The organism is Dechloromonas aromatica RCB, from assembly GCF_000012425.1.
In genome coordinates this window covers 2,644,584-2,664,460 of sequence record NC_007298.1, presented here as the reverse complement: position 1 = coordinate 2,664,460, position 19,877 = coordinate 2,644,584, and the positions used below count along the sequence as shown (strand labels likewise).

General features: G+C 56.7%; 21 protein-coding genes, 2 tRNA genes and 2 riboswitches. Of the genes, 17 read left to right on the top strand and 6 right to left on the bottom strand.

What is annotated here, in order from left to right:
- Positions 1-62 precede the first annotated feature (62 nt).
- Entirely contained in the window at positions 63-449 is a 387-nt protein-coding gene (gcvH, locus tag DARO_RS12670; RefSeq protein ID WP_011288198.1) for a glycine cleavage system protein GcvH, read from the bottom strand.
- A gap of 23 nt (positions 450-472) precedes the next feature.
- Positions 473-1,564: a glycine cleavage system aminomethyltransferase GcvT gene (gene gcvT / locus DARO_RS12665; RefSeq protein ID WP_011288197.1), complete on the bottom strand. Its 1,092-nt coding sequence runs from the start codon at positions 1,562-1,564 to the stop codon at positions 473-475.
- Positions 1,565-1,641: 77 nt separating this feature from the next.
- A riboswitch (glycine riboswitch) is annotated at positions 1,642-1,721 on the bottom strand.
- A gap of 11 nt (positions 1,722-1,732) precedes the next feature.
- Positions 1,733-1,821: riboswitch (glycine riboswitch) on the bottom strand.
- A gap of 110 nt (positions 1,822-1,931) precedes the next feature.
- Between gcvT and DARO_RS12660 the strand changes: the two genes are divergently transcribed.
- The 15 genes from DARO_RS12660 to pnp all read left to right on the top strand — a co-directional run bounded on the left by DARO_RS12660 (position 1,932) and on the right by pnp (position 16,650).
- Entirely contained in the window at positions 1,932-2,771 is an 840-nt protein-coding gene (locus DARO_RS12660) for a 3',5'-nucleoside bisphosphate phosphatase (protein WP_497462971.1), read from the top strand.
- Between the two features lies 1 nt (position 2,772).
- On the top strand, positions 2,773-3,399 hold the full coding sequence (locus tag DARO_RS12655; protein WP_011288195.1) for an L-threonylcarbamoyladenylate synthase: 627 nt from the start codon (positions 2,773-2,775) through the stop codon (positions 3,397-3,399).
- A 7-nt stretch (positions 3,400-3,406) separates the two neighbouring features.
- Entirely contained in the window at positions 3,407-4,060 is a 654-nt protein-coding gene (locus DARO_RS12650; protein ID WP_011288194.1) for a site-2 protease family protein, read from the top strand.
- Between the two features lie 7 nt (positions 4,061-4,067).
- The gene (locus DARO_RS12645) at positions 4,068-5,270 is read left to right on the top strand and encodes a tryptophan--tRNA ligase (protein ID WP_011288193.1); all 1,203 of its coding nucleotides are present in this window, start codon (positions 4,068-4,070) and stop codon (positions 5,268-5,270) included.
- Positions 5,270-5,560 (top strand): lipid-A-disaccharide synthase N-terminal domain-containing protein, encoded by a 291-nt coding sequence (locus tag DARO_RS12640; RefSeq protein WP_011288192.1) that lies wholly within the window; start codon positions 5,270-5,272, stop codon positions 5,558-5,560. Before DARO_RS12645 ends, DARO_RS12640 begins: the two co-directional genes overlap by 1 nt.
- Before the next feature lies 1 nt (position 5,561).
- Positions 5,562-6,413 (top strand): segregation and condensation protein A, encoded by an 852-nt coding sequence (locus DARO_RS12635; protein WP_011288191.1) that lies wholly within the window; start codon positions 5,562-5,564, stop codon positions 6,411-6,413.
- Positions 6,414-6,441: 28 nt separating this feature from the next.
- A complete protein-coding gene (scpB, locus tag DARO_RS12630) occupies positions 6,442-6,918 on the top strand; it encodes an SMC-Scp complex subunit ScpB (RefSeq protein ID WP_157037309.1) in 477 nt (158 codons plus the stop codon).
- On the top strand, positions 6,915-7,937 hold the full coding sequence (gene rluB / locus DARO_RS12625) for a 23S rRNA pseudouridine(2605) synthase RluB (RefSeq protein ID WP_011288189.1): 1,023 nt from the start codon (positions 6,915-6,917) through the stop codon (positions 7,935-7,937). The genes scpB and rluB overlap by 4 nt, the downstream gene beginning before the upstream one ends.
- A gap of 117 nt (positions 7,938-8,054) precedes the next feature.
- On the top strand, positions 8,055-8,495 hold the full coding sequence (gene rimP, locus DARO_RS12620) for a ribosome maturation factor RimP (RefSeq protein WP_011288188.1): 441 nt from the start codon (positions 8,055-8,057) through the stop codon (positions 8,493-8,495).
- Between the two features lie 21 nt (positions 8,496-8,516).
- Positions 8,517-9,989 (top strand): transcription termination factor NusA, encoded by a 1,473-nt coding sequence (gene nusA / locus DARO_RS12615; protein ID WP_011288187.1) that lies wholly within the window; start codon positions 8,517-8,519, stop codon positions 9,987-9,989.
- A gap of 16 nt (positions 9,990-10,005) precedes the next feature.
- Complete coding sequence (infB, locus tag DARO_RS12610) at positions 10,006-12,720, top strand: translation initiation factor IF-2 (protein ID WP_011288186.1); 2,715 nt, start codon at positions 10,006-10,008, stop codon at positions 12,718-12,720.
- Entirely contained in the window at positions 12,720-13,091 is a 372-nt protein-coding gene (gene rbfA / locus DARO_RS12605; protein WP_011288185.1) for a 30S ribosome-binding factor RbfA, read from the top strand. The genes infB and rbfA overlap by 1 nt, the downstream gene beginning before the upstream one ends.
- 7 nt (positions 13,092-13,098) lie before the next feature.
- A complete protein-coding gene (truB, locus tag DARO_RS12600) occupies positions 13,099-13,998 on the top strand; it encodes a tRNA pseudouridine(55) synthase TruB (protein ID WP_011288184.1) in 900 nt (299 codons plus the stop codon).
- 101 nt (positions 13,999-14,099) lie between these two features.
- Positions 14,100-14,369: a 30S ribosomal protein S15 gene (gene rpsO / locus DARO_RS12595; RefSeq protein WP_011288183.1), complete on the top strand. Its 270-nt coding sequence runs from the start codon at positions 14,100-14,102 to the stop codon at positions 14,367-14,369.
- Between the two features lie 133 nt (positions 14,370-14,502).
- Entirely contained in the window at positions 14,503-16,650 is a 2,148-nt protein-coding gene (pnp, locus tag DARO_RS12590; protein WP_011288182.1) for a polyribonucleotide nucleotidyltransferase, read from the top strand.
- Positions 16,651-16,741: 91 nt separating this feature from the next.
- Here pnp and dksA read toward each other — a convergent pair whose 3' ends face one another.
- The gene (dksA, locus tag DARO_RS12585) at positions 16,742-17,167 is read right to left on the bottom strand and encodes an RNA polymerase-binding protein DksA (protein ID WP_011288181.1); all 426 of its coding nucleotides are present in this window, start codon (positions 17,165-17,167) and stop codon (positions 16,742-16,744) included.
- A gap of 139 nt (positions 17,168-17,306) precedes the next feature.
- On the opposite strand from dksA, the gene DARO_RS12580 reads away from it, so the two are divergent.
- Both DARO_RS12580 and DARO_RS12575 read left to right on the top strand, forming a co-directional pair.
- Positions 17,307-17,383: transfer RNA gene (locus DARO_RS12580), tRNA-Pro, on the top strand.
- 23 nt (positions 17,384-17,406) lie between these two features.
- Positions 17,407-17,483: transfer RNA gene (locus tag DARO_RS12575), tRNA-Arg, on the top strand.
- 102 nt (positions 17,484-17,585) lie between these two features.
- Here the strand turns inward: DARO_RS12575 and DARO_RS12570 are convergent.
- The 3 genes from DARO_RS12570 to DARO_RS22330 all read right to left on the bottom strand — a co-directional run bounded on the left by DARO_RS12570 (position 17,586) and on the right by DARO_RS22330 (position 19,877).
- The gene (locus DARO_RS12570; RefSeq protein ID WP_049758679.1) at positions 17,586-18,602 is read right to left on the bottom strand and encodes a nucleotidyltransferase domain-containing protein; all 1,017 of its coding nucleotides are present in this window, start codon (positions 18,600-18,602) and stop codon (positions 17,586-17,588) included.
- Positions 18,603-18,672: 70 nt separating this feature from the next.
- Positions 18,673-19,614: an HprK-related kinase A gene (locus tag DARO_RS12565; protein ID WP_011288179.1), complete on the bottom strand. Its 942-nt coding sequence runs from the start codon at positions 19,612-19,614 to the stop codon at positions 18,673-18,675.
- Complete coding sequence (locus DARO_RS22330) at positions 19,611-19,877, bottom strand: HPr-rel-A system PqqD family peptide chaperone (RefSeq protein WP_011288178.1); 267 nt, start codon at positions 19,875-19,877, stop codon at positions 19,611-19,613. The genes DARO_RS12565 and DARO_RS22330 overlap by 4 nt, the downstream gene beginning before the upstream one ends.

Sequence of the window (19,877 nt, the reverse complement as noted above, 5' to 3'; positions counted from 1 at the left end):
TTTTGGGTTCCCGCTTGCCCCCAGAGGGGACTCCCTGTGGGGGCGGGAACGACATGCCGCTTTTAGGCGGCGTCAGCAACGGCCTGGTAGGCAGCGGCGTCAAGCATCTTGTCGAGGTCGGCGACATTGTCCGGGGTCATCTTGAACAGCCAGGCGGCGTAGGCGTCCTGATTGACCGATTCCGGGGCATCGGCAGCGGCCTGATTGACTTCGGTCACGGTGCCGGCGATCGGGGCGTACACGTCAGCCGCAGCCTTGACCGATTCGACGACAGCAATTTCCTTTTCGGCATCGAAATGGGCGCCGACTTCCGGCAGTTCGACGAAAACGAGGTCGCCGAGGGCTTCCTGGGCGTGGTCGGTAATGCCGACAGTGACCGAGCCGTCAGCGTTGAGCAGCATCCATTCGTGGGAGGCGGTGTACTTGAGGTTGGAAGGAACGTTCGACATGGTTTTCTCCTGAATGGGTTGAATTAGATGACTGCTTTGCCGTTGCGGGCGAATACGGGTTTGGTGACCTTGGCTTTCAAAGCCTTGCCACGGATATCGACTTCGACTTCGTCGCCAATCTGCACGCCGAGCGGTAGGCGGGCGAGAGCGATGGACTGCTGGAGCGTCGGCGAGAAGCTTCCGGAGGTGATTTCACCGTCGCCTTGCTTGGTCATGACCTTCTGGTGGCCGCGCAGCACGCCCTTGTCGAGCAGGATCAGGCCGAGGAACTGCTTCTGCTGGCCGTTGGTGACCAACGCAGCCTTGCCGACGAAATCACGGTCGGTGTTCAGCGAAACCGTCCAAGCCAGGCCGGCGTCGAGCGGCGAAACCGTCTCATCCATGTCCTGGCCGTACAGGTTCATGCCGGCTTCCAGGCGCAGCGTGTCGCGGGCACCGAGGCCGCAGGGGGCAACACCAGCAGCATTGAGCTTGTTCCACAGAGCCTCTGCTTCGCCGGCCGGCATCATGATTTCGTAACCGTCTTCACCGGTGTAGCCGGTGCTGGCAATGAAATACTGATCGACCTCAGCGGCGAAGAAAGCCTTCAGGCCTGCGGTCGCGGCCTTGGTCTGCGGCAGCACTTCCCACACCTTGGCACGGGCATTCGGGCCCTGGACGGCGATGATGCCGAGATTGTTGGCGCCGTCACGGCGCTGGGTAATGGTCACGTCGAGCTTCCATTCGGCGACCTTGGCCTGCATCCAGGCCAGATCCTTCTCGGCGGTGCCAGCATTGACCACGATGCGGAAGCGCGTGTCGGTCAGGAAATAGATGATCAGGTCGTCGATGACGCCGCCGGCTTCATTGAGCATGGCCGCATAGAGCGCCTTGCCGGAAACCTTGAGCTTGGCCACATCGTTGGCGACGAGGCGGGACAGGAAGGTGCGGCAATCCGCGCCAACGACGTCGACCGGGCACATGTGCGAAACATCGAACATGCCGCAGTTGTTGCGGACCGCGTTGTGCTCCTCGATCTGCGAACCGTAGTTGACCGGCATGTCCCAACCACCGAAATCGACCATCCGGGCATTCATTGCGCGGTGAGCGGCGTTCAAAACTGTTTTCTTCAGCATATCAATCCTTTACAGGCGGTTGTTGGCGCCAGTTCTAGAAACGAAAAAGGGGTGAAACGAAAGATACACATCTTGCGTTTCACCCCTCTGTCCTCGATACCTGAGAGATTTGCCCCATCGGTGGGCGCTGTTAACGCCGCTCTCCAGAGTTTCAAAATGGCCAGCCATTTTGGTTCCGCGGTCCTTTTGCCTGAGCGTTTTCGGGTGAAATTGCGCCTTCGGCGGCAGACGGATCTGCGCTCTCCCACGGAACGGGAGGCACTATAGCGGGATGCACGGGTCTAATCAACCTGCTGCACCGCACAAGGGGGGCCGGGCCATGGCCTCCTTCGTGCTAAACTCTTCGTTTGCCTTCAATCGCTTGCCTGTGACGCCTACCAATTTCGATTTTCACTGCCATTCCATCGTTTCCGACGGCCTGTTGCCGCCCGAAGTGGTGGCTAGACGCGCGGCAGAAAACGGCGTCGATCTTTGGGCGCTGACCGATCACGACGATATCGGTGGTCTGGTCACAGCCCGGACGACTGCTGAGGAAGTCGGCATGAGCTTCGTCAATGGTGTCGAAATTTCCATTGAGTGGCGCGGCACCCCGATTCATATTGTCGGACTCGGTTTCGATGCAGCCAATGCAGCACTGACCGGTGGCCTTGATGAGCTTCGTATTGGCCGTGTCGAGCGGGCCAAGCGCATGGGCGACGCCCTCGCAGCGATCGGTATTCCCGGCGTCTATGAAGGTGCCCTGTGTTTTGTGACCAATCCCAGTCTGATCTCGCGAGCGCATTTTGGACGCTATATGGTCTCTATCGGGATTGCCCGGGACATGGCCGGTATCTTTCAACACTATCTGACACCCGGCAAGCCGGGCTACGTCGACCATCGCTGGGCGACGCTCGAAGAAGCGGTTGGCTGGATCGCCGGCGCCGGCGGCGTGGCCGTTGTCGCGCATCCCGGGCGCTACAAGATGTCCGGTGGTGACATGCGCCGCTTCCTTGATGATTTCAAGGATGTTGGCGGTCAGGGTATCGAAGTGACCTGTGGCAGCCATTCGCCGGATCACGTGATGCATTTCGCCCGTCTGGCTCGTCATTATGAGTTCCATGCTTCGCGCGGCTCCGATTTTCATGGGCCCGAGGAAAGCTATGTGGATCTCGGTAAACTTCCTCAATTGCCTGAAGACCTGAAACCGGTCTGGCGTCTGGTGTTCTGACATGGCACGCGTTGTCAATATTCATCCCGAATCTCCGCAGCAGCGCCTGCTCGCCCAGGCAGCCGAATTTATTCGCAATGGCGCCATCGTCGCCTTGCCCACCGACTCCTGCTACGCGCTGGGTTGTCATCTCGGCGACAAGGAAGCGCTGGACAAGATTCGCCTGATTCGCCAGATGGATGATCGCCATCACCTGACGCTGATGGTCCGCGACCTTTCCGAAATTGCTCATTTCGCCCGGGTCGACAATGCACAGTACCGTCTGCTCAAGGCGGCGACGCCGGGCAGCTATACCTTCATTCTGGAAGGTTCCAAGGAACTGCCGCGCCGGGTCATGCATCCGAAACGCAAGACCATCGGCCTGCGTGTGCCGGATCATCCGGTCGCGCTGGCCTTGCTTGAAGAGTTGAATGAGCCGCTGCTGACAACGACGCTGCAGTTGCCGGGCGACGAGTTTCCGCTGACCGAAGGCTGGGAAATCCAGGATCGACTTGAAGATCAATTGGAGCTGATTCTCGATGCGGGGCCTTGTGGTACTGAGCCGACAACCGTCATCGATCTGACCGGTTCGGCACCCGAGCTGATTCGCGCCGGCCGCGGTCCGCTCGAAATCTTCGGTCTGGGCTAAAGGGCCCATGCTCGAAAGCCTGATCCAGACCCTCGCCATATCGGCTCTGCCGGTGATTTTTGCAATCACGCTGCACGAAGCGGCACACGGCTATGCGGCACGACATTTCGGCGATCCGACCGCCTGGATGCAGGGGCGCATCAGCCTGAATCCGCTGCGCCACATCGATCTGGTCGGCACCATTATCATCCCGATTACTATCCTGCTCTTTTCGGGTGGTACCTTCCTGTTCGGCTACGCCAAGCCGGTACCAGTCGATTTCAGTCGCCTGCGCAAACCCAAACAGGACATGTTCTGGGTGGCTGCCGCCGGTCCTGGAGCCAACCTTTTCATGGCTTTCGTCTGGGCTGCCTTGCTCAAGCTGGCCTGGCTGCTGCCAAGCAGCGAATACACGCTGCCGCTCTCCGAAATGAGCAAGATCGGCATCATGGTCAATTGCGTGCTGATGGTGCTCAATCTGCTGCCCCTGCCGCCGCTTGATGGTGGCCGCATCGCGGTCAGCCTGCTACCGCATCAGCTGGCATGGAAGTTTGCCCAGCTCGAACGCTGGGGTTTTCCGATTTTGCTGCTCCTGTTATTCACCGGTATCCTCGGTGCTGTCATGAACCCGCTGGTTGTTTTGTCAGCCCGGGCGATCGAGTTAATTTTTGGTCTTTACTAAATAATCTATGTACGCAGAACGTGTTCTCTCCGGCATGCGCCCAACCGGGTCGCTGCACCTTGGCCACTATCACGGTGTTCTCAAGAACTGGGTCAAGCTCCAGCATGAATACCCCTGCTTGTTTTTTGTGGCTGACTGGCATGCGCTGACCACCCAATACGACAATCCGCAGGGGATCGAAAAGTCCTCGATGGACATGGTCATCGACTGGCTGGCGGCTGGTGTCGATCCGAATCAGGCGACGCTGTTCATCCAGTCCAAGGTGCCGGAGCATGCCGAACTGCACCTGCTGATGTCGATGATGACGCCGCTCAGCTGGCTGGAGCGGGTGCCGACCTACAAGGACCAGCAGGAAAAGCTGGCAGGCAAGGACCTGACAACCTACGGCTTCCTCGGCTACCCGCTGCTGATGAGCGCCGACATCCTGATCTATCGTGCCGACAAGGTGCCGGTTGGCGAAGACCAGATTCCGCACGTTGAATTCACCCGGGAGCTGGCCCGCCGCTTCAATCATATGTATGGCCGTGAGCCGGGTTTCGAAGACAAGGCTCGCGAGGCCGTCAAGAAGCTGGGCAGCAAGAAGGCACGTTTGTATGAAGAGTTGCGCACCCGTTTTCAGCAGAACGGCGACAAGGAAGCCGTCGAGCAGGCCAAGGCCATGCTCAACGAAATTCAGCACATGTCGGCGATCGACCGTGAGCGCCTGTTCGGTTTCCTCGAAGGCACGGGCAAGATGATCCTGGTTGAACCCGGTTACCTGCTGACCGAGGAATCCAAAATGCCCGGCCTGGATGGGCAGAAGATGTCCAAGTCATATCACAACACCATCACCATGCGCGAATCCGAGGAATCGGTGGCCAAGAAGGTGAAGAGCATGCCGACCGACACCAATCGCGTGCGTCGCACCGATCCGGGTGATCCGGCACGTTGCCCGGTCTGGCAGCTGCATCAGGTCTATTCCGACGACAGCACCAAGGAATGGGTGCAGCAGGGTTGCAAGACCGCCGGCATCGGTTGCATCGAGTGCAAGCAACCGGTCATTGATGGCATCCTGAAAGAGCAGGTGCCGATGCGGGAGCGGGCGCAGGTCTATCTGGACGATCCGACGCTGGTCAAGAACATCATTGCCGACGGCTGCGAGAAGGCTCGTGAATACGCCCGTGAAACGATGCGCGATGTCCGCGAGTCGATGGGGCTGGAATACCACTGATGTTCGGTTATGACTGGGAAGCGCTGATCTGGATCGGTATTGGCTTTGGCGGCCAGGCGCTGTTCATGATGCGCTTCGTTATCCAGTGGTGGAGCAGTGAAAAGGCCAAGCGGGTCGTGATCCCGGTTGCCTTTTGGTATTTCAGTTTGGCAGGAAGTTTGGTGTTGGTGATCTATGCAATTCACCGCAGGGATCCTGTCTTTATTTTCGGGCAGGCGTTGCCGGTGGTGATCTACCTGCGCAACCTGCATCTGCACTACAAGGGCAAGGGCCGCGCCGCGGCCTCCTGAGATGATTGCCGAGCTTGATGTTCCTGAAATTGGCAAGACTGCGGAGCTTTTTACGCCGGTCGCCCGCATCTATGGCGAGCCCATGGAGCATCTGCCGCAGGATCTTTATATCCCGCCCGATGCGCTGGCCATCATGCTCGATGCCTTCGAGGGGCCGCTTGACCTGCTGCTTTACCTGATTCGCAAGGCCAATGTCGATATCCTCGACATTCCCATGGCGCCGCTAACCCGGCAGTATCTCGATTACATCGAGTCCATGCATGCCAGCAATCTAGAACTGGCGGCCGAATATCTGGTCATGGCCGCCATGCTGATCGAGATCAAGTCGCGCATGCTGTTGCCGCGTCCCAAACTGGGTGAGGGTGACGAAGCAGAAGATCCTCGTGCCGAGCTGGTTCGCCGCCTGATGGAGTACGAGCAGATCAAGCTGGCCGGGCAGAAGCTGAATGAAATGCCACAAGCCGAGCGGGAGTTTTTCTGGGTCGAGACGCTGATTGAAAAATCGCTCTATGTGCGCCAGCCAGAAGTCTCGGTTGATGATCTGAAGGATGCCTGGATGGCTGTGGTGCGCCAGGCTGGTTTGAAGAAGCACCACAAGATTGGTCGTGAGGAGTTGTCGGTGCGTGAGCACATGGGCATCATCTTGCGTGCCTTGCAGGAAAAGGGTGGTTTTGTGCAGTTCGAAACCCTGTTTGACCCGGAAATGGGCGTGCCTGGCCTGGTTGTTCATTTCATTGCCATGCTTGAACTCGGCCGGGAAAAACTGATTGAAATTACCCAGAGCGAAGCTTTTCAACCCATTTACGTTCGAGTGCATCAAGGTGGAACCGAGCCTGATCAAGAGAGTGCTTGAGGCGGCGCTGCTCGCCGCGCGTGAGCCGATGACGCCCAGCGACATGAAAAAGATGTTCGACGAGGAATTTTCGTCCGAAACCCTGCGCAAGCTGCTCGACCAGCTCCGCGAGGAGTGGGCCGAGCGGCCGGTCGAACTGATCCAGCTCGCGTCCGGCTGGCGCTTCCGGACGCGGGCCGAATACCTGCCGTACATCGAGCGTTTGAACCCCGAGCGGCCGCCAAAATATTCGCGCGCCGTCCTTGAAACCTTGGCCATCATCGCCTATCGTCAGCCGGTAACGCGGGGTGATATCGAAGAGATTCGTGGTGTCGCGGTCAATACCAACGTCGTCAAAACCCTTGAAGAGCGCGGCTGGATCGATGTTGTCGGCCATCGTGATACACCGGGGCGGCCAGCGCTATTTGCCACGACCAAGCAATTTCTCGATGATCTCGGTCTCAGAAGCGTCAGCGAACTGCCGCCGTTAGAACAAATCAGCCAGACACTGGAGCTGGAACAATGAAAAATAAACGCACACCATTCCGTCAATCGTCGAACAAATCCGAGGGGGCTGCCGAGCGCCGACCGGAAGATGCAGGTCCACGTGTCGGCGCACCGTCGCGTGGACGCGCGGCCGCGCAGCGTGACCAGGTGCCAGGCGATGCTCAGGGGGCGAAACCTGCGCCGCGCAGAAAGCCGGCACCCAATACCGGCGGAAGAGCCAATCGTGGTAGCGTCGCCCGCGACGGACGGCCGCTTGCTGAGGCCAAGCCAGTGCGTTTGCAGAAGGTGCTGGCCGAGGCTGGTGTCGGTTCGCGTCGCGAAATGGAAGAGTGGATTGCTGCAGGCAAGGTCAGCGTCAATGGCGTCGTGGCGACTGTAGGGCAATCGGTTGTGAATTCCGACAAGGTCAAAATTGGTGGCCGCCTGATCAATATCCGCTTTACGGGCAGTTCTCGTCCGCCGCGCGTCTTGATGTATCACAAGCCGGAAGGCGAAATCGTTTCGCGCGACGACCCGGATGGTCGGCCGTCGGTGTTTGCTGCGCTGCCACGGATGCGCGGTGGGCGGTGGATCAATGTCGGTCGCCTCGACTTCAATACCTCGGGTTTGCTGTTATTCACTACTTCTGGTGAGCTGGCCAACAAACTGATGCATCCGAGTTCGGAACTGGTTCGCGAGTACGCCGTGCGTGTTCTTGGTGAACTGACCCTGGATGCACAACAGAAGCTGTTGCACGGCGTCGAACTGGAAGATGGTCGAGCGAACTTTGGTTCGCTACACGACGGTGGTGGCGAGGGGGCGAACCACTGGTACCGAGTAACGATCTCCGAGGGGCGTAACCGTGAGGTCCGTCGCATGTTCGAGGCGGTCGGTTGCACGGTCAGCCGATTGATTCGCGTTCGCTATGGCCCGTTCATCCTGCCGCCGCAACTGAAACGAGGTATGGCCCGCGAGTTGAAAGAGGCGGAAATCAAAATGCTGATGCGAGAACTCGAAAACATGCCATCGTCTCAGCGAAAAGGCCCTGAAGGCACGTAAATCGATTTACTGGGGGGAATAAACTCGTTATAATTCACGGGTTTGTTCCTCCCGTCGTTTCTGGCGGGCATCTTTTTATTGTGATGTGGGCGTTTCGCCCATTTTTTATTTGTGGCTATGGATTTAAACACGCTGCTTGAAACGACTGTTGTTGGTCTGGGTTATGAACTCGTTGATGTCGAGATGTCGCCGCGCGGTCGTACGATTCGCGTCTTCATCGATGCGCCGGCGAAAGAAACCGGTATTGATGTTGAGGATTGTGCCAAGGTTTCCAATCAGCTGACGCGTGTTTTCGAAGTCGAGAATTTCGATTTTGATCGTCTTGAAATTTCTTCGCCGGGGCTCGATCGAGTCGTCAAGAAGGCTGCAGATTTCGAGCGTTTTTCTGGCCAGGAAATTCAAATAAAGGTTCGTATTCCCCAGGGGGGGCGCCGCAATTTCCAGGGTGAACTGCTTGGCCTGAAAGATGGCAAGGTTGGTTTGCGCCTGGCAAAAGATGATGTGGAACTGGAATTCACCAATATCGAGAAGGCACGTCTGGTGCCTCGTTTCGACTGAAGGACTAGGAGGTTTTAGCCCATGAGCCGTGAAATTTTGCTGCTGGTCGATGCTCTGGCCCGCGAAAAAAATGTCAGCAAGGAGATCGTCTTTGGCGCCCTTGAGCTGGCACTCGCGTCAGCGACCAAAAAGCGCATCAATGACGAGGCCGATGTTCGTATCTCAATCGATCGCGACACTGGTAGCTTCGAATCATTCCGTCGCTGGCAGGTTGTGCCGGATAACGAATACGTCAACGAATTCCTCGAAATTCCGTTGTCCGATGCCCAGAAGGATGATCCTGAAATCGAGCCCGGCGACTCTCTGGAAGAGCCGCTTGAGCCGATCGATTTTGGTCGTATCGGTGCTCAGGCTGCCAAACAGGTTATTTTGCAGAAGATCCGCGACGCCGAGCGCGAGCAGATTCTGGCTGACTTTCTTGGTCGCGGCGAGCATGTCGTTTCCGGTACCATCAAGCGCATGGAGCGTGGCAACGCCATTATTGAGGCTGGTAAAATTGAAGCCATGCTGCCGCGCGACCAGATGATCCCCAAGGAAAATCTGCGTGTCGGCGACAGAGTTCGTGCCTATTTGCTGCGCATTGATCGCAATGCCCGTGGTCCGCAAATCATCCTTTCGCGCACCGCTCCGGAATTTGTCATCAAGCTTTTTGACATGGAAGTGCCGGAAATTTCCGATGGCCTGATGGAACTCAAGGCCTGTGCCCGTGACCCCGGTCTGCGCGCCAAAATCGCTGTCAAGTCGAACGATCCCCGTGTTGATCCAATCGGTACCTGCGTCGGTTTGCGCGGTTCCCGGGTTACCGCCGTTCGTAACGAAATCGGTGGCGAGAATATCGACATCGTGCTGTGGTCAGCCGATCCGGCGCAATTCGTTATCGGCGCGTTGTCGCCAGCTGAAGTGTCCTCCATCGTGGTTGATGAAGAAAAGCACGCAATGGATGTCGTGGTCGACGAGGATAACCTTGCGATCGCCATCGGTCGCAACGGGCAGAACGTTCGCCTGGCCTCCGAACTGACTGGCTGGACCATCAATCTGATGACGCAGGACGAGTCGGCCAAGAAATCCGAAGCCGAATTCGCCGAGACGCGCGTCGTCTTTATGGAAAAGCTGGATATCGATGAAGAACTTGCCGATCTGCTGATCGAGGAAGGGTTCTCGACGCTGGAAGAAGTGGCCTACGTGCCGCTGGCAGAAATGCTGGAAATCGAAGGTCTGGATGAGGAAATCGTAAATGAGTTGCGTAATCGGGCTCGTAACGTCCTGCTCACCGAGGCTATCGCAACTGAAGAAAAGCTGGAAAGTGTTTCCGAAGACCTGATTGGTCTCGAAGGCATGAGCAAGGAACTGGCCGCCAAACTGGCTGGACACGATGTCAAAACCCGGGATGATCTCGCGGAATTGGCTGTTGATGAATTGACGGAAATGACCGGCATTGACGATGAGCGTGCCAAGGATCTTATCCTGAAGGCACGGGCTCACTGGTTCGAGTGAGCGGGAGGTAGCAAATATGTCCGCAACAACTGTTTCACAATTTGCCGTTGAACTCAAAATGCCGGTTGTGGCCTTGCTCGAGCAATTGGGCAAGGCTGGCGTTGGCAAGTCCGATGCTAACGATATGCTGAACGATCAGGATAAGACACGGCTTCTCGACTACCTGCGCCGCGCGCACGGCGACGAGTCCCAGACCAAGATCACCCTGACGCGTAAGCAGACTTCTGAAATCAAGGCGACCGATTCGCATGGTCGAGCCCGTACCGTCCAGGTCGAGGTGCGCAAGAAGCGTGTCCTGGTCAAGCGCGATATTGGCGAGCACGCGCCAGAGGTTGAACTGGAAGCGTCCAATGCGCTGCAGGAAGAGGTTTCTGCTCCGGAGGTGATTCCTGAGCCGGTGGTCGAAGTTGTTCCTGAACCCGTTATCGAAGTAGTCCCTGAGCCGGTCGTTGAGATTGTTCCCGAACCGGTGGTCGAAGCTCCAGTTGAGGTTCCCGTAGAGGAAGTGGTCCTTGAAAAGGCTGCCCCTGTCGCGCCAACTCGTGCTTCGATTATTGGTGAGAAGGAACTGCAGGCGCGTGCGGAAGAGTCTCGTCGTTACAACCAGTTGCGCGAGATTCAGGAGCGCGAACTGCGTGAAAAGCAGGCCCGCGAAGCCCAGTTAGTTCAGATGCGCCAGCAGGCCGAATTGGCTGCAGCCGCAGCCAAGGCTGCCGAATTGGCCAAAAACCAGGCTGCCACACAAGCAAAGACTAGCGAAGGTGCCGAGAAAGGCACGCTGCACAAGAAGCCGGAAACCCCGGGCAAGAAGGGTGACAAGGGCGGCCGTGCGGCTGATGATGGCAAGAAGAAGGGTGGTATCAAGACCCGAGGTTCCGATGGTGCGGGTGGCTGGAAGGATAATCGCCACGGCCATAAGAAATCCCACAAGGTTGATGATGGTCAGGGCAGTTTCCAGGCCCCGACCGAGCCGGTGGTTCGTGAAGTCCATATTCCCGAAACCATTTCCGTGTCTGATCTGGCGCACAAGATGGCCATCAAGGCTACCGAGATCATCAAGGTCATGATGAAGATGGGTTCGATGGTTACCATCAACCAGGTGCTTGATCAGGAAACGGCCATGATCGTGGTCGAGGAAATGGGGCACCAGGCCCTGGCCGCCAAACTTGATGACCCGGATGCCTTCCTGGAAGAGCACGCCGAGCACAAGGATGTGCCGCTCGAGCATCGCGCTCCGGTCGTTACGGTCATGGGTCACGTTGACCACGGCAAGACATCGCTGCTCGACTATATTCGTCGCGCCAAGGTTGCTTCCGGCGAAGCTGGTGGCATTACTCAGCACATTGGTGCCTACCACGTCGAAACCGACCGTGGCATGGTGACCTTTCTCGATACCCCGGGTCACGAAGCCTTTACGGCGATGCGTGCGCGTGGTGCCAAGGCAACTGACATCGTTATCCTGGTGGTCGCTGCCGATGATGGCGTGATGCCGCAGACCAAGGAAGCGATCCACCACGCCAAGGCGGCCGGTGTGCCGCTGGTCGTGGCGGTCAACAAGATCGACAAGCCCGATGCCAATCCGGAGCGCGTCAAGCAGGAACTGGTTGCTGAAGGTGTTATCCCTGAAGAGTACGGTGGCGACTCGCCCTTCGTGCCGGTATCGGCCAAGAAGGGAACTGGTATCGATGAACTGCTTGAGCAGGTTCTGCTGCAGGCCGAAATTCTCGAACTGACGGCACAGAAGGATGCGCCGGCCAAGGGGTTGATCATTGAAGCGCGTCTCGACAAGGGGCGTGGTGCCGTGGCGACTATGCTGGTTCAGTCCGGTACCTTGAAGCGTGGTGATATCGTGTTGGCTGGCCAAGTTTTCGGTCGCGTTCGTGCCATGCTTGATGAGAACGGCAAGCCGATCAACGAAGCAGGTCCATCCATTCCGGTTGAAATTCTCGGTCTGTCTGACGTGCCGGCGGCTGGCGAAGAAGCCATTGTGCTCGGTGATGAAAAGAAGGCCCGTGAAATTGCGCTGTTCCGTCAGGGTAAGTTCCGCGACGTCAAGCTGGCCAAGCAGCAAGCCGCCAAGCTGGAGAACATGTTCCAGCAGATGGAGGAGGGCGAGGTCAAGACTCTGCCGCTTATCGTCAAAGCCGACGTGCAGGGTTCGCAGGAGGCTCTGGTTCAGACGCTGTCCAAGCTATCCAACGAGGAAGTTCGTGTCCAGATCATCCATGGCGCGGTCGGTGCAATCAGCGAATCCGACGTCAATCTGGCTCAGGCTTCGGGTGCGGTCATCATCGGCTTCAACATCCGTGCCGATGCCGGTTCCCGCAAGTTGGCCGAGAGCTTCGGCGTTGATATCCGTTACTACAACGTGATTTACGACGCAGTTGACGAGGTCAAGGCTGCACTGTCTGGCATGTTGTCGCCGGAGAAGCGCGAGCAGATTACCGGTATGGTCGAAATTCGTCAGGTCTTCCTCGTTTCCAAGGTTGGCGCCATTGCCGGCTGTTACGTGCTGGAAGGTTTCGTCAAGCGCAATTCCCGCGTTCGTCTGCTGCGCAACAACGTCGTACAGTGGGACGGCGAGCTGGATTCGCTCAAGCGCTTCAAGGACGATGTCAAGGAAGTGCGTTCGAACTTCGAGTGCGGTCTGTCGCTGCGTGGCAATAACGACATTCAGGTCGGCGATCAGCTCGAAGTGTACGAAATCCAGGAAGTGGCGCGTTCCCTGTAATGAAGAAAAAGGGTTTTCAGCGCAGTGATCGGGTCGCGGAGCAAGTGCGCCGCGACCTTGCCGATCTGATTCGCACCGAACTCAAGGACCCGCGTGTCGGGATGATCAGCCTGACTGCCGTCGAGCTGACGCCGGACTACGCGCATGCAAAGGTTTTCTTCGCAACCTTGAATTCGGAGCATCTGGAAGAAGTTGAACGTGGCCTGAAGCGGGCAGCGGGTTTCCTGCGCCGCGAGTTAGGTAAGCGCATCCATATACATACCTTGCCGGAGCTGCATTTTGTATATGACAGTTCCATTGAGCGTGGTGCCAGCCTGTCGCTGCTGATTGATCAGGCCAACGCACTTAGCGACCAGACGCCGGAAGAGTAATTCCCCAATGCAATTTAAAAGGGCCTGGAAACAGGTCGATGGCGTTCTCTTGCTCGACAAGCCGCTAGGGATGACCTCCAACGATGCTCTGCAAAAGGCACGTCGCCTCTTTTCGGCGGCAAAGGGCGGCCATACAGGGACACTGGACCCCCTGGCTACTGGCCTGCTCCCATTGTGTTTCGGCGAGGCGACCAAGTTTTCGGCCGATTTGCTTGATGCCGACAAGACCTATGAGGCCGTTCTCAAGCTTGGTGTTACGACTGATTCAGGGGATGCAGAGGGGCAGGTGACGTCGACTGCGATGGTCGATATCCAAAAGGAGCAGGTTTCTGAAGTCTTGCCCAGATTCGTTGGCGACATCCAGCAGATTCCGCCCATGCATTCGGCCTTGAAACGCAATGGTCGGCCACTCTATGAATTGGCTCGCCAGGGGATCGAAGTCGAACGCGAGCCGAGGGCGGTTACTATTTTTGCCATCGATTGCCTCGATTTTTCCGGTGATTTGCTGACGTTGCGCGTTGCTTGCAGCAAGGGAACCTATATTCGTGTGCTGGCCGCTGATATCGGCAAGGCATTGGGTTGCGGTGCGCATCTGGCAGCGCTCCGCCGAATCGTGGTGGGCGATATACGCCTGGGCAACTCCGTCACACTGGCTGAGTTGGAAACCTTGGACGAGGCAGGCCGTATGGAGAGGCTCCTGCCGGTTGATGCCTTGCTGCAGTCTTTGCCCATCGTCGGCGTCGAGGGGCCGGAAGCGGAACGCTTCCGCCATGGCAATCCGGTGAGCTTGCCGGCCGGGTTGGCCGGTAAAGCTCGGGTCTATGCCGAGGGGCGATTGATTGGTGTCGGTGAGCCGGGTCATGGTGGTTTGCTTTGGCCGAAAAGGCTGGTTCAACTGGCTGATTAAACTGTTATAATCTTTTACTTTCCGTCTTTGGCGGAATTTTCCCAACGGGCGCCCGCTCTATCAAACTGGGGCAGCGTCGCATCAATGAAAGAGAGTTTGACATGGCATTGACCACCGAAAACAAGGCGGCTATCGTCGCCGATTACGCTCAGTCCAAGGGTGATACCGGTTCTCCGGAAGTGCAAGTTGCGCTGCTGACCGCACGTATCAACGACCTGACCCCGCACTTCAAGGAGCATTCCAAGGATCATCACTCCCGCCGTGGTCTGCTGCATCTGGTTTCCCAGCGTCGCAAGCTGCTTGACTACTTGAAGGGTAAGAATGTCGAGCGTTATCGCACCTTGATTACCCGTCTCGGTCTGCGGAAATAAGCTAGACCGTAGCGAAGGAAGAGCGGCCCGGAAATCTCCCGGCCGCTTTTTTGTTTTTGTTGCTTCGTTGTTTTTTGTTGATATCGTAAGTTGTTGTTATTGTTGTTAATTGTGATGAGAGAGAAAGGAAGCTATGTTTAACGTCGTTAAAAAGACCTTCGCCTATGGGGACCATCAGGTCACCATCGAAACCGGTGAAGTTGCCCGCCAGGCTGGCGGTGCTGTTCTCGTTTCCATGGAAGAAACCGTGGTTCTGGTTACCGTCGTGGCTGCCAAGAATGCCAAGCCGGGTCAGGATTTCTTCCCGCTGACCGTTGATTACCAGGAAAAGACCTACGCTGCCGGCCGTATCCCCGGTGGCTTCTTCAAGCGCGAAGGCCGTCCTTCCGAAAAGGAAACGCTGACCTGCCGCCTGATCGACCGTCCGATCCGTCCGCTGTTCCCGGATGGTTTCTACAACGAAGTCCAGGTCATCGCCACGGTGATGTCCCTGAACCCGGAAATCGATTCTGACATTCCCGCCTTGATTGGCGCTTCCGCCGCACTGGCTATTTCCGGCGTGCCGTTCAACGGCCCGATCGGCGCCGCTCGCGTTGGTTATATCGATGGTCAGTACGTCCTGTGCCCGACCCTGAGCCAACTCAAGGGTAGCCAGCTCGACCTCGTCGTCGCCGGTACCGAAGCTGCTGTGCTGATGGTTGAGTCCGAAGCCGACCAGCTGTCCGAAGAGGTCATGCTCGGCGCCGTCGTTTTTGGCCACACCGAAATGCAGAAGGCGATCAACGCCATCAACGAACTGGTTGAAGAAGCCGGCAAGCCGGAATGGGAATGGGAGGCTGCGCCGAAAGACGAAGCGTTGGTTGCCAGCCTGTCCGCTCTGGTTAGCGCCAAGCTCGAAGAAGCCTACAACATCACCGTCAAGCAAACGCGCAGCCAGGCCGTCAAGGCCATCCGTGCTGAAGCTGTTGCCGCCCTTTGTACCGGTGCCGAAGGCGCCCCGGACGAAAACACCGTCGGCAACCTGTTCCATGAAATCGAAGCCTCGATCGTTCGTGGCCGCATCCTGAGCGGTGCCCCGCGTATCGACGGTCGCGACACGCGCACTGTGCGTCCGATCACCATGCGTTCTGGCGTTCTGCCGCGTACCCATGGTTCCGCCCTGTTTACCCGTGGCGAAACCCAGGCGCTGGCAGTTGCCACGCTCGGTACCAACCGCGACGAGCAGATCATCGATGCCCTGGCTGGTGAGTATCGTGATCGCTTCATGCTGCACTACAACATGCCCCCGTACGCCACCGGCGAATGCGGTCGTGTCGGTACGCCGAAGCGTCGTGAAATCGGTCACGGCCGTCTGGCCAAGCGTGCACTGCTTGCTGTGCTACCAAAGCCGGAAGACTTCTCCTACTCGATGCGTCTGGTTTCGGAAATCACTGAATCCAACGGTTCGTCCTCGATGGCTTCCGTCTGTGGCGGCTGCCTCGCCCTGCTCGACGCCGGTGTGCCGCTCAAGGCCCACGTCGCCGGTATCGCCATGGGGCTGATCAAGGATGGCAATCGTTTTGCCGTTCTGACCGACATTCTCGGCGACGAAGATCACCTCGGTGACATGGACTTCAAGGTGGCCGGTTCGACAACCGGTATTACTGCGCTGCAGATGGACATCAAGATCCAGGGTATCACCAAGGAAATCATGCAGGTTGCACTGGCCCAGGCCAAGGAGGCACGCATCCACATCCTGAACCTGATGCAGGAATCGGCTGCCGGTCCGCGTGAAGAGATGTCTGCTTACGCTCCGCGTCTGTATACCTTCAAGATCAATCCGGAAAAGATCCGTGACGTCATTGGCAAGGGCGGTGCTGTTATCCGCGCCCTGACCGAAGAGACCGGCACGACGATCGATATTCAGGATGATGGCACGATTACCATTGCTGCCACCAGTGGCGAAGCTGCTGCTGCGGCTCGTTCGCGTATTGATGCGATTACCGCTGAAGTCGAGATTGGCAAGATCTATGAAGGAACTGTGCTGAAGATTCTTGACTTCGGTGCAATCGTCTCCGTGTTGCCGGGCAAGGATGGTTTGCTGCACATCTCCCAGATCGCTCAAGAGCGAGTCAATAAGGTCGAAGATTACGTCAAGGAAGGCCAGATTGTTCGCGTCAAGGTTCTGGAAACCGATGACCGTGGTCGCGTCAAGCTGTCGATGAAGGCTGCTGCAGCGGACGAGGGTACGGTAGCTCAGCCGGTCGCTGCACCAGAGGCCGCTGTCCAACAACAGCAGTAATTCAGCATCGTCTGAACGCAAAAAGGGCGCCGAAAGGCGCCCTTTTTTTGTGCTGCCGATTGAGATATAGGCAGCGGAAAAACGTGGCGAGTTACTTCGCCATCTGCTTTTCCTTGAGTTCGTCCAATGTCTTGCAATCAATGCACAGCGTCGCGGTCGGGCGCGCTTCCAAGCGCTTAATGCCGATTTCGACACCGCACTTGTCGCAGAAGCCGTAGTCACCGCTTTCGATGCGCCCAAGGGTTTCATCGATCTTTTTGATCAGCTTGCGCTCGCGGTCACGGTTGCGCAATTCGATCGCCATGTCCGTTTCCTGGCTGGCGCGATCATTGGGATCGGCAAACACCGTCGCTTCGTCCTGCATGGTGTGAACCGTGCGGTCGATATCTTCGCTCAGTTCTTTCTTGAGCGTTTCTAGAATCTTGCGGAAATGCGTTAGCTGCTTGGTGCTCATGTAATCCTCGCCAGCCTTTGGCTGGTAGGGAGTGAAATGTTTGTGGAGCAGTTCTTCTGCCATTTTTTTGTGCGTCCTGGTGACGAGAAAAGCGATTAAATATCATGAAGACGGCCATCAGGCAAGGATTCTTTCTTTCAAAAAGATAGTCGCTTGATCTGGTGCGGTTTTTCAGGCGGTGCTAGAATGCGGTCTCTCGTGTCGGGGCGTAGCGCAGTCTGGTAGCGCATCTGCTTTGGGAGCAGAGGGTCGTGAGTTCGAATCCCACCGCCCCGACCAATCCCTCCTAGTTTCACCCTCAAGTGCCCGTAGCTCAACTGGATAGAGCAGCTGCCTTCTAAGCAGCAGGTCGGGGGTTCGAGTCCCTCCGGGCACACCAAAAAAATCAGATGGTTAAGCTGTACCATGATGTTGGCTGAATGCTCTATCCGGCATTTGTCTCTCAACAGCATGGGCTAGGTAGCCTTCAATGGGATTTCCATCAGGCGCCTTGCCGTTTGATTAGTCCTTGAAGAATTTTATGGGATGCGTGCCGGACCAGCAGGCCGGGGGGCATTCTCAGCCAGTGATAATGCAGGCGTCCGAATTGCTCAGCGATACGCTTGCGGAAACCAGTATTCCTATCAGGTAGGCTGGGTAGGCAGCAGTGGGTGAGAATGCTGTCCATAAGTCTACGCGCTACTGCAGGAGGTGGTGGCAGGGCGAGGTTTTCCGGCGCTGGTGTGTCCAGCCAAGAATGGCAGTAGTGCAGCGTGTACCAGAGATAGCGGCTGGCACCGTGTGCTTCTGCGCGCAGCAGCAATTGCTCCCAGTTGGTCGTGCTGCGTACGGACAGTCGAATCATGCCGTCAATGTCGACAAAATCGCGCAAGCGACCACTCAGTTCTGAATCCTGGAAGAGATGGATGCTTGCGTGGATGATCTGGTCAAATGGATGCAGGCAGAGAAATCGCGATCCAGGGATAGTCTGCAGGCCTGAAAAGAGGATGTTGTCGTCTGCGCGTACCCTGCTTGTGACCGGTGTGATTGTATGGTGCAGGTCGACCTCAAGCGCATGGCCTGGTAGGCGCATTGGTGGTAGCTCATGGCTCCATTCCCGATAGTAGTGCTGATCGTAGGCATCTTGTGTATCCGAAACCCAGCCGGCTGCATTCAGGATTGCTTCAGTGCGATCAAGGTCAGTACGCGTGACCAGCAGGTCCACATCATTTGGAATGCGCCCTTGCGCATATTCGGCGCCCTGGGCAATGTAGGCTGCACCTTTTAGGAGGATAACCGGTATGTCCTCGGGAATCGCCTTGTTGATCGTATCAAGCTCCATGAGAACCATTTGCTTTCGGTGCGCGGAGTAATTGATTGCGGAAGTTAAGTGTCCTTGAACGGGAGGGGGTATTTGGGCCCAAATATCCTTTTGCTCGCATAGCCGGTGGCCGAGTAGGCCAAGCAATCGGGCTTGCCTGGCAAGTCGAAGCGTATCGTCCCAATCGGTAAGAGTCATTGCTGCAGCATGGGCAGTGTCTCTAAGGAGTGGAAGGAGGTTGTGGCCGGCCGGAATTGTTGTCCAGATATTAAACATCGTTTGTATGGGTGTTCGCGACGAGGTCGCGCAAGCAGTTCACGGCTTCATCAAGTTGGCTGTAGCGCAGCTCGTAAGCTGGGCATCTTGCAGCGAGAGCGGCTACGGCAGTAAATGAAATAGGGCCGAGCAATGCATAGTTAAAACTGTTGAATGCCAATCTGGAAAAAGCAAGGTCCGGTGACTGGAGGGTCAGGGTAAGCTTTGCTCCATCTTCGTAGCGCGGAAAGATAATCAGGGCTGGTGTTGCCGCTTGGTGCCGGGCAATGACGCTTGGCCGGTCAGGGCCAAGATGTGCAACATCTCCCTTTTTCGTACCCACAAAGGTAGTTCCTAGCGACGCACTGTCAGAAAAAAAACGGATGATATCGATAGATTGGTTTTTCAGTGCAATGGGTTTGAGCATCGGAAGTAACCCGCCTGTCGCTGGATCAAGCACCCCGAACTCATCGGAAAGAAGGCGGAATCCCCTCAGCATCATGGCGGCGGAAAGAGTGCTCTTGCCCGACCCCGGAACGGCTGCCATGACGATACCTTTGTTGCCCTGTGCCAGTGTTCCTGCATGTAGAAGAATGTATTGATTGAAACGCTGAGCAAAACACCAATTGATTCCCCATTCGTAAAGAGGGAGTGCGTTGGAGAGGGGGAAAGGGTCAAAAGGTCGAATGCCGTCGATCTGAAAGTGAACAGTGGGGCGAATATAACGGCGAATCTTTGAGCCGCGCTGCAGGTTGATATGAAAATCAGAGAATTCTGGGTTTTCGATGAAATCGAAAGCGCCGTAGACCGTTTTTAGTGAGGTCTCGAATCCTGTATGTGGTGCAACAATCCTGACGGTGCATGCGCCGTAATCAAGACTCAGGCCGACATTTTTTAAGGATGACGCGATTAATGCAGGAGGAGTGGATTCAAGAGATTGGAGTTGCAGGCTCATTCGTCGAGCATACCAATTTCCCTTAATGTTCCCAAGAACTGACGTAGGGAAAGCGCGTCCAACTCGATTTTGTATTCGCTTCTCAGGGTGTGTTCCAGCTCCGCTTCGGAAACATTTCCAGATTGCTCTTTAAGCTCTTGAGCGATTTCAAGCAACACAGCCGCTTGCGCAGGTAAAAGGTGCGACTCCCATGTACGGCAATCAAAGACTGCTAACGCATCCCCGAAATTGGCTACAAGAAAACGTTCTTTGGCAAGTCGCAA

Bases quoted from the DNA above. Each gene is read 5' to 3' on its own strand.
- gcvH (WP_011288198.1), bottom strand. From the start codon at position 449: ATGTCGAACGTTCCTTCCAACCTCAAGTACACCGCCTCCCACGAATGG.
- gcvT (WP_011288197.1), bottom strand. From the start codon at position 1,564: ATGCTGAAGAAAACAGTTTTGAACGCCGCTCACCGCGCAATGAATGCC.
- DARO_RS12655 (WP_011288195.1), top strand. From the start codon at position 2,773: ATGGCACGCGTTGTCAATATTCATCCCGAATCTCCGCAGCAGCGCCTG.
- DARO_RS12650 (WP_011288194.1), top strand. From the start codon at position 3,407: ATGCTCGAAAGCCTGATCCAGACCCTCGCCATATCGGCTCTGCCGGTG.
- DARO_RS12645 (WP_011288193.1), top strand. From the start codon at position 4,068: ATGTACGCAGAACGTGTTCTCTCCGGCATGCGCCCAACCGGGTCGCTG.
- DARO_RS12640 (WP_011288192.1), top strand. From the start codon at position 5,270: ATGTTCGGTTATGACTGGGAAGCGCTGATCTGGATCGGTATTGGCTTT.
- DARO_RS12635 (WP_011288191.1), top strand. From the start codon at position 5,562: ATGATTGCCGAGCTTGATGTTCCTGAAATTGGCAAGACTGCGGAGCTT.
- scpB (WP_157037309.1), top strand. From the start codon at position 6,442: ATGACGCCCAGCGACATGAAAAAGATGTTCGACGAGGAATTTTCGTCC.
- rluB (WP_011288189.1), top strand. From the start codon at position 6,915: ATGAAAAATAAACGCACACCATTCCGTCAATCGTCGAACAAATCCGAG.
- rimP (WP_011288188.1), top strand. From the start codon at position 8,055: ATGGATTTAAACACGCTGCTTGAAACGACTGTTGTTGGTCTGGGTTAT.
- nusA (WP_011288187.1), top strand. From the start codon at position 8,517: ATGAGCCGTGAAATTTTGCTGCTGGTCGATGCTCTGGCCCGCGAAAAA.
- infB (WP_011288186.1), top strand. From the start codon at position 10,006: ATGTCCGCAACAACTGTTTCACAATTTGCCGTTGAACTCAAAATGCCG.
- rbfA (WP_011288185.1), top strand. From the start codon at position 12,720: ATGAAGAAAAAGGGTTTTCAGCGCAGTGATCGGGTCGCGGAGCAAGTG.
- truB (WP_011288184.1), top strand. From the start codon at position 13,099: ATGCAATTTAAAAGGGCCTGGAAACAGGTCGATGGCGTTCTCTTGCTC.
- rpsO (WP_011288183.1), top strand. From the start codon at position 14,100: ATGGCATTGACCACCGAAAACAAGGCGGCTATCGTCGCCGATTACGCT.
- pnp (WP_011288182.1), top strand. From the start codon at position 14,503: ATGTTTAACGTCGTTAAAAAGACCTTCGCCTATGGGGACCATCAGGTC.
- dksA (WP_011288181.1), bottom strand. From the start codon at position 17,167: ATGGCAGAAGAACTGCTCCACAAACATTTCACTCCCTACCAGCCAAAG.
- DARO_RS12570 (WP_049758679.1), bottom strand. From the start codon at position 18,602: ATGACTCTTACCGATTGGGACGATACGCTTCGACTTGCCAGGCAAGCC.
- DARO_RS12565 (WP_011288179.1), bottom strand. From the start codon at position 19,614: ATGAGCCTGCAACTCCAATCTCTTGAATCCACTCCTCCTGCATTAATC.